Source organism: Enterovirga sp. CN4-39, from assembly GCF_049446235.1.
GTDB lineage: Bacteria > Pseudomonadota > Alphaproteobacteria > Rhizobiales > Beijerinckiaceae > Enterovirga.
In genome coordinates, this window is record NZ_JBMSEF010000008.1 from 1 (window position 1) to 11,375 (window position 11,375).

Here is an 11,375-nt window from a genome sequence, read left to right on the forward strand (position 1 = left end):
CCCGCTCCCTCCTCCGCCGCACCGGCGCCGGCGCCGTCCCCGGCTCCCGCGCAGCACCCGGCGCCCGTGGCGCAGCAGCCGGCGGCGGCCCCCGCCCCGGCGCCCTCCGCGGGGTCCCCGGCCGCTGCGCCGGCCACGGACCCTGCCGCTCCGACGGCGAGCCCCGCGGCTCCGGCCGGCCCCTCTCCGGCCAACGTGCCTCCGGCCGGCGTGGCCCCGGACGCGGCGCCCGCAGCAGCGCCCCAGGCGGCCCCGCGCGGTCCGGGCGCCTCCCTCGCCCTGCCGCATGATCTTTCCCCCTGGGGAATGTTCATGGGGGCGGACATCGTCGTGAAGGCCGTCATGGTCGGCCTCGCCTTCGCGTCCGTCGTGACCTGGACGATCTGGCTGGCCAAGAGCCTGGAACTCCTCGCCGCCCGCCGGACGGCGCGCCGCCTGCTCGTCCGGATCGGCGGCGCCCCGTCGCTGCCCCACGCCATCGATGCCGTCGGAAGCGGAAGATCGCCCGTCGGCCAGATGGTGGCGGCCGCCGCCCGTGAGGCCGAGATGTCGGCCGGCCTGGACAAGGACGGCATCAAGGAGCGGGTCGCATCCCGCCTCGAGCGGATCGAGGCGGCGGCGTCGCGCCGCATGACCCGCGGCACCGGGCTCCTGGCGACGATCGGCTCGACGGCACCCTTCGTGGGCCTGTTCGGCACCGTCTGGGGCATCATGAACTCGTTCATCGGCATCTCGAAGGCGCAGACCACGAACCTCGCGGTCGTCGCCCCCGGCATCGCCGAGGCCCTGCTCGCGACCGCCATCGGGCTGGTCGCGGCCATCCCGGCCGTCGTGATCTACAATCTGTTCTCGCGCTGGATCTCGGGCTACCGGCTCATCCTGTCCGATGCCGCCGCGGAGGTGATGCGCCACGTCAGCCGCGATCTCGATCGCGCGCGCAAGCCGCATCTGCGCGCCGCCGCGGAGTAACGCTCATGGGTGCGAAGCTTGGCGAAAGCGGCGGCGACGATCTCGAACTCAACCACGAGATCAACGTCACGCCCTTCATCGACGTCATCCTGGTCCTGCTGATCATCTTCATGGTGGCGGCGCCGCTCGCGACGGTCGACGTGCCGGTGGACCTGCCCGCCTCGACGGCGCAGCCGCAGCCACGGCCCGACAAGCCCGTCTTTCTCACGGTGAAGTCCGACCTGTCGCTGGATCTCGGCGAGACGCCGGTCCCGCGCGACGGGCTGAACGGCGCGCTCCAGGCCGCCACCAACGGCGACCACGAGCAGCGCATCTTCCTGCGCGCCGACAAGGCCGTGAGCTACGGCGACCTGATGGACGTGATGAACGCGCTCCGGAACGCCGGCTACCTCAAGGTGGCACTGGTCGGGCTCGAAGGTGCGGCGGCCGCCAACGGGGCCCTCCCGAAGTGAGCGCGCTCGCCCTGTCCGGGCCGCCGGATTTCGACCGCGGCGAGGTTTCCCGCTGGACCGCCAGCTTCGCGCTCGTGCTGGGCCTGCACGCAGCCGCGATCGGCGCCGCGGTCGCATACAAGACGGTGTCCCTGGAGCCCGGCGAGGCGCTCCCGGCCGTGATGATCGACATGGCCCCGCCGCCTTCCGCGCCGACCGTGGCGCCCAACGACGCGCCGCCGCAGGAGGCCGTCCCGGAGGCGGCCATCCCCGACCCCGTCCTGGACGCGCCGCCGGACGTCCCCGAGCCGGACGTGCAGCCGCCCGAGCCGATCGTGACGGCGGACGTGCCGCCGCTCGAGCCGGTGCCGCAGGTCCCGCCGATCGACCAGATCCTGACGCCGCCCCCGGTCGTGAAGGAGACGGCCGCGGTCGCGCTGCCGCCGCCCCCGCAGGCAGCCCCGAAGCCCAAGAAGGTGGTCGAGAAGAAGCCGGAGACGAAGAAGCCCCCGAAGCCCGTGCAGGCGCGCCGCGCCGAGCAGCGGCAGGAGGCCCGCCGTCCGCCGCAGCAGCAATCCGGAGCCCAGACGACGGCCTCGATCGCCTCGAATTCGAGCGGCTCCTCGGCCGCGAGCCGTTCCTCCTGGCAGGGCGCACTCGTCTCGCACCTGCGCCGTCACCTGCGCCCGCAACCCGGACAGACCGGCTCCGCCTCCGTCCGCTTCTCGGTCGATCGCGGCGGGCGGGTCCTGTCGGCGAGCCTCGCGGGCAGCGCCGGCTCGCCCGCGCTCGACGCCGAGGCGGTCGCCGTGTTCCGGCGCGCTCAGCCGCTCCCGGCGCCCCCGGCCGAGGTGCCGGGCTCGACCTTCACGTTCACCATCCCGATCCGGTTCACGGTCCGGTAGGACACGGGCGGCCGAGGCGGGCCGCCCTGCCTCAGGCCGCCACCGCCTCGGCGCGGGTCGCGAGGACCTTGTCCACGCGGCGGCCATCCAGGTCCACGACCTCGAAACGCCAGCCGAGCGTGTGGACGGCCTCGCCCGCCGCGGGCAGGTGCTGCAATTCGCCGATCACCAGCCCCGCGACCGTCTCGTAGGAGCGGCGCTCCGGCAGGGTGAGGCCCAGCATGTCGGCCATCTCGTCGACCGGCATCCAGCCTGCGAGCAGCCAGGATCCGTCTTCGCGCAGCACGGCTTCCGGCTCGGCCCCGCCCTCGTCCGAACGGAACGCGCCCGCGATGGCGTCCAGGATGTCCGCGGGCGTCGCAAGCCCCTCGAAATGCCCGTACTCGTCATGCACGAGCGCCATCGGCACCTCGGCCTCCCGGAGCACCGTCAAGGCGTCCAGCGCGTCCAGCGTGTCGGGCACGACCGGCGCGTTGCGCATATGGGTCCGGATATCGATGCTCTTCCCGTCGAGCAGCGGCGCCAGGATTTCCCGCACCTGGACGACGCCCAGCATGTTGTCCGGGCTGCCCTCGCCGACCGGAAGGCGGGAATGGGTCGTCGCCGCCAGCCGCTGGCGCAGCTTCGTCTCGTCCTCGTCGAGGTCCAGCCACTCGACCTCCGTCCGCGGCGTCATGACCGAGCGCACGGCTCGGTCCCCGAGCCGCATCACGCCCGAGATCATCTTGCGCTCGTCGACCTCGAGGATGCCGGCCGTCTCGGCTTCCGCCATGACGGTCCTGATCTCCTCCTCGGTCACGGCGTTCTCGGGCTCGGTCGTCTGGCCGAAGATGTGGAAGATCAGCCGCGTCGAGGCATCGAGCAGCCAGACGACGGGCGCTGCGATCTTGGAGACGACCGACATCAGGGGAGCGACCGCGCAGGCGATCGCCTCCGGGTTGCGGAGCGCCAGATTCTTGGGGACGAGCTCGCCCACCACCACGGACAGGTAGGTGATGATGGCGATGACCAGCACATAGCCGAGCGGACCCGCGATCCGCTCCGGAACGCCCTGCGAGAGGAGGAGGTCGGTGAGCTGGCCGCCAAGCGCCGCGCCGGAGACTGCACCGGCCAAGATCCCGACGAGCGTGATGCCGATCTGGACGGTGGAGAGGAAGCGGCCCGGATTCTCCGCCAAGGCCAACGCCGTGGCGGCGCCGCGCCTTCCCGATTCCGCCATTCCCTTCAGTCTCGCCCGGCGGGCGGATACGACTGCGAGTTCCGAAAGGGAGAACACCCCATTCAGGAGGATGAGAAAAACCGCGACCGCGAATTCGAGCAATGACCCGAAGGGCCGGCCCCGAACGGTCCGGTCCTCTCCTTGCTGTTGAGGGGCCTAGAAGATGAGGCTGGAGCCGGCTGCGGTCAAGACGACCGGGCGATTCGCGCCGATCTCGCGCTGCTCCTATTTCCACCCGCGCCGGCGCCGAGGCGGGATGAGCCCATCCACCACCGGCAGGATTCTCCGGCGCGCTGCATCCCGGCAGAGGCGGTAGGTGCGCTCGAGTTGGGCGAGGCACATTCCCCCGAAAGAACCGCCAGGGTGAAGGTCGATCACCAGGTCGAGAACCTGGCGCCGCTCCGGCCATAGCTGCGCGAGCGGCCCGGTGTCGCGCCGATTGCACGAATCGAAGAACCAGGCCTCGGGATCCGCCATGACCTGTTCGGTCAGGTCGTCCAGCAGCAAGGCTCCGGGCGACATCTGCCGGTAGGCTTCGTCGAAGGCCATCTTCCACCCGAAGACGCCGTGCCCTGACCGCAGCCAGACATTCATCGCGATCGCACGGCCGTCGAGACGAAACGCGTCGATCGTCACGCAGCCGTCGCGCGCGAGGCGTTCGATCATGTCCCGGGCGAAGGCGGTCCGGTGTTCCGAGTTGAGGATCGCCCGGCTCTCGCCCTTCCAGCCCGAGGCCTCGAGCGAAAGAAACTCTCCGAATGCCGCCCGGACGGCGTCCGGTGCGCTGTACCTGGCACGTTCGAGCGAGCCGAGCCCGGCCAGCTTCTTGCGCTGGCGCCTGAGCTCGGAGCGCCGCTTGGAGGAACCCGCCCGAGTGGAGAGGTCCTTCGGGTCGGCCTTGAGGTCGAGCTTGGCACGGGCTCGCCGCTCGATCTCGACAGCTCTTCCGCCACGATTGTCGACCGCCGCCCGCAAGGCCGGATAGACGGCACCCTCGGCCGCGATGTCGTTCGCGCAGACCATGTTCGGCAAGCGAGGATCCGCCGCGATCGCATCGAACATGGCCGAGAGCGTCTCCACTGGACGGTGGCGGTCGAGCACGGGCGAGCCGAGAAAGGTCAGCGTGTTCGGCGGGCAGGCGAGGACCCTCACGGGCAGGTGCGAGGACGGCTTCGTCAAGCCTAGCAGCCACGCGCCTTCCAGCTCCTGCTCGGAGCGCCAAACAAGGACGGAGAATAGCGGCATGTCCGTCGTGGACACGACCGCCTCCGCCACCGCCGGCTCCATGAAGACGTTCGGCTCCGAGCAGCGGGACACGAGATCGCGCCAGGCGGGCGCGGCGGCCCGGAAGCTTTCCGCTCCGGCGATCTCCACCCGAAGCCTCCCGTTTCCCGGTCCCGCCAGCGCGCCGCGCGGAATCTGCGGGAAGCGACGGGCCGATGTCCGATCAAAGTCCAAGTGCTCCCCCTGCCGCCCCGGGAACCGTGTCGGTAGGGCCCAGCCTCGTCAAACGCTCTCGTAGAGGGCCCACTTAGCCGGCGTCGTGACATGAAGCAGACCGGCAAACAGAGGAGGAACGCCGAACGGCGCGAAATGCCTCGAACTCTCCACGACCTCGCGGTGCTTCGGATGCTGGTAGATGATGTAGATCTTGCGGCCCTTAGTGACCTCTGATCCGAGCCGGGCGATCAGCCGGCCGAGCGGCTCCGGGCCGAACGGATTGAAGAGAAAGACGACGAGGTCCTCCTCGGGCGGCTCGAACAGCGTGGCATCCATGTTCACTACCTGGATGTCGCGACACCGAGCCTGTCCGGACTCGAGCAGACGGGCGACATTGCGCTCCGCGTGGCCGCTCAGCATCTCCGAAAGCTCGACGCCAAGCACGCGCCGGAAGGGAAACCCCGCCGCGATGCAGAGCGAGCGGCCCATTCCCGAGCCGAAGTCGATGAAGGTGAACCTGGCGGGATCGATTCCGAGGGCGCGGATGAACAGCCGGAGCGTGAACGTGTTCGTCGCCTCATAGCCGCTGTTCAGCGCGGGCCCCTCCGCGTCGAAATCGAGCTGCTGGGGCGGAATTCGCCCAAACGTATCTGCCTGCATGTATTTATCCAGACGACGGTCCATCCGCGCCAAGATCGATTGGCGTATCGCGAGCGATGCTGCCAAGCGGGCCGTCTCCGCCACTCCTCTTGTCGCCAGGGATCCGCGGACTCTCTTCATCTGCTGCGATATGCTCTTCCCCATCGGCCATCACTTGCTTCACTGTCCGCAATACGACACATGAAGTCTTACAGCGATGCATCACAGCAATGGTTCTTTCGAGGTACTTTCCTGTTCCGAATAACTATTGTCTCAGCCTGATCTCTGCGACATATGCCGGCGCGCGCTCGTTATTTGGGCAGTAGATCGCCGAGGCTAGACTCGCTACGCGACTCCGAGCACGGCGTCGAAACGGCCACAAAATGCTAGACCGTCGGCTTAACTGACCAACGACTCCGTGGGCCTACCGTCCGGCGATTGAATTAACTTCGGAGGAGCGCGGAACCACTCGTCAACGCGCCTGCGGTCAGATCCAGGGGAGTGGTTCGGCGCGCAGAACTGGAAGACGAGATCTCATCTTCCATGATCATCATCTAACCCGGACGGGGGCTTGCGGCAAGCCCGCCTACCCGGTCCATGAACATTGCTCCCGATTCGAATCGGCGAGGGAGCAGCAGATCGATGGCAATTGTCGACACTATACGTCCGCGGCAATTCTACCACGGCACCCGGGCTGATCTTAGTCCTGGAGACCTAATCATACCTGGCTACCGATCCAACTTTGGGACGGGGAGGCCCTTGTCCTGGGTGTACCTCACCGGGACGCTGGATGCCGCCATCTGGGGCGCGGAATTGGCCGCCGGGAATGGCCGGGAGAGGATCTATATCGTCGAGCCGACGGGTCCGATCGTCGACGACCCGAACCTGACGGACAAGAAATTCCCCGGCAACCCGACGAAATCCTATCGCTCCCGCGACCCGCTCAGGGTGGTCGGAGAGATCATGGAATGGGAGGGACATTCCCCCGAGCGACTGGAAGAGATGAAGAACAATATTCGGCGCCTGCTGGCGGAAGGCGCCCAGATCATCGACTGACGCGGCGGAGCCGTGCCGCCCCGGACCGACGGGACGCGAATGATACCCGCGGCCCGCCGGCTCGTGCGCCATTCGGCTTCCTCGCCACCGCGAGAGCGGTGGCGAGGGTCTGCTTCGTCGGGGGCGCGCGGGCGTCCTCAGCCGCCGATGTTGAACCCGGCGAGCGCCGCCATGCGGACGAGATCCGTATCCGTCGCCCCGAGCGAGACGATCTGGACCGGCTTGTCGAGGCCGACGATGAGCGGGCCGACAACCGTCGAGCCGCCGAGTTCCTGCAGCATCCGGGTCGAGATCGAGGCCGAGTGGAAGGCCGGCATGACGAGCACGTTCGCCGGCCCGGAGAGACGGCAGAACGGATAGGCGGCCATCTGCTCCCGGTTCAGCGCGACATCGGCCGCCATGTCTCCGTCATACTCGAAGTCGACGCGCATCCCGTCGAGCACCTTCACGGCCTCGCGGACATGCCGGGAGCGCTCGCCCTCCGGGTGGCCGAAGGTCGAGAAGGCCAGGAGTGCGACGCGGGGCTCCATGCCGAGGCGCCGCGCGGCACCGGCCGCCTCGATGGCGATCTCCGCGAGGGCATGCGCGTCCGGCATCTCGGTGACGGCCGTGTCTGCGACCAGCACCGTGCCGCCGCGCGTCAGGCAGAGGGAGACGCCGATGACCCGGTGCCCCGGCTTGTCGTCGATGACCCGGCGCACGTCCTCGAGCGCGACGGAGAAGTTGCGGGTCACACCGGTCACCATCGCGTCCGCGTCGCCGAGCGCCACCATGGCGGCCGCGAAATGGTTGCGGTCCTGGTTGATGAGCCGCTGGCAGTCGCGCAGCAGGTACCCCTTCCGCTGCAGCCGCTCATAGAGATACTGCGCATAGGCGGCATTGCGGTGCGACAGCCGGGCGTTGTGGATCTCGACCAGGCGGCCGTCGATCTCGACCCCGGCCTGTTCGGCGGCCGCCCGCACCCGCTCCTCGCGCCCGACCAGGATCGCCGTGCCGAGGCCCTGGCTGGCGAAGGACAGGGCGGCGCGGATGACCTGTTCCTCTTCGCCCTCGGCGAAGACGACGCGCTTCGGATATTTCCGCACGCGCTCGAAGACCTGCGACAGCACGCCGGCGGTCGGGTCGCGCCTCGCCTCCAGCTCGGTCTTGTAGCGGCGGAAATCGGCGATGTTCTTCCGGGCGACGCCCGTGTCCATGGCGGCTTTCGCGACCGCCGGCGGAACCGTGGAGATCAACCGCGGATCGAAGGGCACGGGGATGATGTAGTCGCGACCGAAGCGCGGACGGGAGCCCTGGTAGGCCGCCGCGACCTCGTCCGGAACGTCCTCGCGCGCCAGTTCGGCCAAGGCCTGCGCGGCCGCGATCTTCATCTCCATGTTGATCGAGGTGGCCCGCACGTCGAGCGCGCCGCGGAAGATGTAGGGGAAGCCGAGGACGTTGTTGATCTGGTTCGGGTAGTCCGACCGGCCCGTCGCCATGATGGCGTCTTCACGGATCGCCGCGACCTCCTCGACCGTGATCTCCGGATCGGGATTGGCCATCGCGAAGATGATCGGGTTCGGGGCCATCGACCGGATCATCTCGTCCGTGAACGAGCCCTTCACGGACAGGCCGAACACCGCATCCGCACCGTCCATCGCCTCGGCCAGCGTGCGCTTGTCCGTACGCGCCGCATGGGCCGACTTCCACTGGTTCATGCCCTCGGTGCGGCCGGCATAGACCACGCCCTTCGTGTCGCAGAGGATGACGTTCTCGGGGTGGAGCCCCAGCGCCTTCAGGAGATCGAGGCAGGCGATGCCGGCCGCGCCCGCGCCGTTCACGACGAGCTTCGCCTCCTTGATGTCCCGACCCGTGAGATAGAGCGCGTTGATCAGCCCCGCGGCCGCGATGATGGCGGTGCCGTGCTGGTCGTCATGGAACACCGGGATGTCCATGAGCTCGCGCAGGCGCTCCTCGATGATGAAGCACTCCGGCGCCTTGATGTCCTCCAGGTTGATGCCCCCGAAGGTCGGCGCGAGATAGCGCACGCAGTTGATCACGGCGTCCGCGTCCTCGGTGCCCACCTCCAGGTCGAAGGCGTCGATATCGGCGAAGCGCTTGAAGAGGACGGCCTTGCCCTCCATGACGGGCTTCGACGCCATCGCGCCGCGGTTGCCGAGCCCGAGGATGGCGGTGCCGTTCGAGACGACCCCGACGAGATTGCCCTTGGCCGTGTAGTCGAAGGCGGTGCCCGGATCCTCGGCGATCGCCAGGACCGGCACGGCGACGCCCGGCGAATAGGCGAGCGACAGGTCGCGCTGCGTCGCCATCGGCTTGGTGGCTACGATCTCGAGTTTCCCCGGACGGCCGACGGCGTGGAAATTGAGCGCCTCCTGGTCCGTGAAGGTCGGACGCTTGCGGCGCATCGGGGGCTGGTCGCTCATCACTCTCTCGGTGTTTCCTCGGCCTCGACCCTTAAGGGAGGTCGGCCCACCCGCTCAAGGAGAAAGCGGCCCGGATCGAACGAGGACACGGCCGGAATTCGGCTCCAGCGGGACGTGCAGGGTTCCGCCCTCGGCCCCGAATACCCGTCCCGGCGCAAGTCCGTTTCGCCAGGCGCCCTCGATCCCTTCTCCCCGCAACACGATCTCGGTCGGGCTTTCGGCGGCGTTCACGGCGATGATCGCCCGTTCCCCCCTGGTCTCGCGGGCGAAGGCGAACTGCTCCGAGGCGAGGTGGAGCTCGCGGTAAGTCCCGGCCCTCAGCGCGGAGTGCTCGCGGCGGAGCGTGGCGAGGCTGCGGATCAGGGGCGGCAATTCGGGATGCGGCGCTCCTTCGGCGAGGCGCTCGGGGTCCAGCGCCGGCCGCAGCGGCGCGTCGGTCCCTTTCCCCTTCCGGCCTGAAATGCCCCACTCGCTGCCATAGTAGATCGAGGGCAGGCCCGGCACGGTGAACAGCAGGATGTGGAGCGGGACGAGATGGGCCGGCTCGCGCAGGCGGCTGGCGATCCGCTCGACGTCGTGGTTGTCGAGGAAGTTGTAGAGAATCAGGTCCTTGTAGATCCCGCCCTCGCCGAATTGCCGCGCGAGCGAATGGCCGAGCTCGAAGTAGTTCCGGTCGTTGTGGCTCGACCAGAGCCCCTTGTGCAGCTCGTAGTTCGTCACGGCATCGAGCTCGGCTTCGCGGATCCAGCGAGTGTAGTCGCCATGGATCACCTCGCCCTTCAGCCAGAAATCGGGCTTCAGGCCGCGGCAGAAGCCGGCGAGGTCGCGCTGGAAGCTCCGGTCGAGCACGTCGGCCGCATCCAGGCGTAGACCGTCGATGCCGAAGGCGTCGATCCACATCCTGACCGCCGCGAAGAGGTGGTCGCGAAGCGCCGGCTCGGCGAGGTTCAGCTTCACGAGGTCGTAATGCTTGTTCCATCCCTCGTAGAAGAACGGATCGCCGAGAGGGCTCGGGCGCCCGAAATCGAGGTGGAACCAGGAGCGATAGGCCGAGGCCTCGCCATGGGCGAGAACGTCGCGGAACGCCCAGAAGTCGCGCCCGACATGGTGGAAGACGCCGTCGAGCACGACCCGGAAACCGGCCGCATGAGCCTCAGCCACCCAGGCCGCGAAGGCTTCGTTCGTGCCGAGCCGGCGGTCGATCGTGAACAGGTCGGCCGTGTCGTAGCCGTGCCGGCTGGATTCGAAGACCGGCCCGAGCAGGATGGCGTCCGCGCCGATGTCGCGGGCTGGGCCGAGCCAGCCGGAGAGCTGCGCGACCCGGTCCGCCGCCGGGGAGGCGAAATCGTTGACCTCCGGCGCGCCGAGCGCCCCGAGGGGAAAGATGTTGTAGAAGACAGCCTCGTCCGCCCAGCCCGGCATCCCGCCCCCATTTTCTGGAAAGCCGATCCAACGCAGGCAAACCCGGGTTGTTCGGCCCCGGCGTTCGACGCCTCGCCTGCGAAGCGCTATATTGCGGCGATGAGCGAGCACAGCCTCCTCGAAGCCGAAGGCAAGCTTTCCGAGCTGGTCGACCGCGTCCTCGCGGGCGAGGACGTCGTGATCACGCGCGACGGGCGGCCGGTCGCCGAGCTTCGGCCTCTCTCCGGGCCGGCGGAGGCGCCGAAGCCTCGTATGAGCCCGGAGGAGTCGATCGCGTGGCTCCGCGCGAACCGGGTGCCCACGCGCGCGAAAACCGATGCCGGTGAGTTGCTGCGGCAATTGCGGGACGAGTGGGACAGGTGAGGGTCTACTTGGATGCGAGCGTCGTGGTTGCGCTCGTATCCGATGAGGCATTCTCGCCGCGTGCCGAGCAACTGCTCAGTCGGAGCGATCTCGTTCTCGTCTTCAGCGATTTTGCCTCCGCCGAGGCGACTTCGGCGATCGCTCGGCGGGTCAGGACAGGCGAGATGGAAGCTCATCACGCATCGATCGCGTTCGACCGCATCGATGACTGGACTGCTCGGGTTCCCGATCGGGTCAGCTTGGACTCGCGCGACATAGCTCACGCCGAAGCGATGCTCCGCACCCTGGACCTCTCGCTGAGGACGCCCGACGCGATCAATCTCGCGATAGCCCTGCGTGTGGCGGATGGATTAGCCACCTTCGATCGGCAGCTCGCGCGAGCTGCCGAGAGCAAAGGGGTCCCTGCGCTCTCATAACCGGGGACGACTCGCTTCCCACCGGTGAAACCCGGCCTTCGCCCTGCTAGCGTCCCGGCCATGCCTGTGGATGTCGCGTACCCGATCGCCGG

11 protein-coding genes are annotated in these 11,375 nt (G+C 68.6%); 6 read left to right on the forward strand and 5 right to left on the reverse strand.

What is annotated here, in order from left to right; genetic code table 11:
* The 3 genes from exbB to ACO2SS_RS14255 all read left to right on the forward strand — a co-directional run.
* A partial coding sequence (gene exbB, locus ACO2SS_RS14245) for a tonB-system energizer ExbB (RefSeq protein WP_423278342.1) occupies positions 1-969 on the forward strand: 969 nt, incomplete at its 5' end.
* A 5-nt stretch (positions 970-974) separates the two neighbouring features.
* Positions 975-1,421, forward strand: coding sequence for a TonB system transport protein ExbD (gene exbD, locus ACO2SS_RS14250; RefSeq protein WP_423278343.1), 447 nt, complete (start codon positions 975-977; stop codon positions 1,419-1,421).
* Positions 1,418-2,305 carry a TonB family protein gene (locus tag ACO2SS_RS14255; protein WP_423278344.1) on the forward strand — a complete coding sequence of 296 codons (888 nt, stop codon included), beginning with the start codon at positions 1,418-1,420 and terminating at the stop codon, positions 2,303-2,305. Before exbD ends, ACO2SS_RS14255 begins: the two co-directional genes overlap by 4 nt.
* A gap of 31 nt (positions 2,306-2,336) precedes the next feature.
* Here ACO2SS_RS14255 and ACO2SS_RS14260 read toward each other — a convergent pair whose 3' ends face one another.
* From ACO2SS_RS14260 to ACO2SS_RS14270, 3 genes are all read right to left on the reverse strand, one after another.
* Positions 2,337-3,626, reverse strand: a complete 1,290-nt coding sequence (locus tag ACO2SS_RS14260) for a hemolysin family protein (RefSeq protein WP_423278345.1) — start codon at positions 3,624-3,626, stop codon at positions 2,337-2,339.
* A 123-nt stretch (positions 3,627-3,749) separates the two neighbouring features.
* Positions 3,750-4,898 carry a GNAT family N-acetyltransferase gene (locus ACO2SS_RS14265; protein ID WP_423278346.1) on the reverse strand — a complete coding sequence of 383 codons (1,149 nt, stop codon included), beginning with the start codon at positions 4,896-4,898 and terminating at the stop codon, positions 3,750-3,752.
* A 132-nt stretch (positions 4,899-5,030) separates the two neighbouring features.
* Positions 5,031-5,624 carry a class I SAM-dependent methyltransferase gene (locus tag ACO2SS_RS14270; RefSeq protein ID WP_423278347.1) on the reverse strand — a complete coding sequence of 198 codons (594 nt, stop codon included), beginning with the start codon at positions 5,622-5,624 and terminating at the stop codon, positions 5,031-5,033.
* 621 nt (positions 5,625-6,245) lie between these two features.
* Between ACO2SS_RS14270 and arr the strand changes: the two genes are divergently transcribed.
* Entirely contained in the window at positions 6,246-6,659 is a 414-nt protein-coding gene (gene arr, locus ACO2SS_RS14275) for an NAD(+)--rifampin ADP-ribosyltransferase (protein WP_423278348.1), read from the forward strand.
* A gap of 137 nt (positions 6,660-6,796) precedes the next feature.
* On the opposite strand, the gene ACO2SS_RS14280 is transcribed toward arr, so the two are convergent.
* Both ACO2SS_RS14280 and ACO2SS_RS14285 read right to left on the reverse strand, forming a co-directional pair.
* Complete coding sequence (locus ACO2SS_RS14280; protein WP_423278349.1) at positions 6,797-9,082, reverse strand: NADP-dependent malic enzyme; 2,286 nt, start codon at positions 9,080-9,082, stop codon at positions 6,797-6,799.
* Positions 9,083-9,136: 54 nt separating this feature from the next.
* Positions 9,137-10,504, reverse strand: coding sequence for an alpha-amylase family glycosyl hydrolase (locus ACO2SS_RS14285; RefSeq protein ID WP_423278350.1), 1,368 nt, complete (start codon positions 10,502-10,504; stop codon positions 9,137-9,139).
* 99 nt (positions 10,505-10,603) lie between these two features.
* Here ACO2SS_RS14285 and ACO2SS_RS14290 point away from each other — a divergent pair, with 99 nt between their 5' ends.
* Positions 10,604-10,867 (forward strand): type II toxin-antitoxin system Phd/YefM family antitoxin, encoded by a 264-nt coding sequence (locus tag ACO2SS_RS14290; RefSeq protein ID WP_423278351.1) that lies wholly within the window; start codon positions 10,604-10,606, stop codon positions 10,865-10,867.
* An 8-nt stretch (positions 10,868-10,875) separates the two neighbouring features.
* Positions 10,876-11,283 (forward strand): type II toxin-antitoxin system VapC family toxin, encoded by a 408-nt coding sequence (locus ACO2SS_RS14295; RefSeq protein WP_423278352.1) that lies wholly within the window; start codon positions 10,876-10,878, stop codon positions 11,281-11,283.
* Positions 11,284-11,375: the final 92 nt, after the last annotated feature.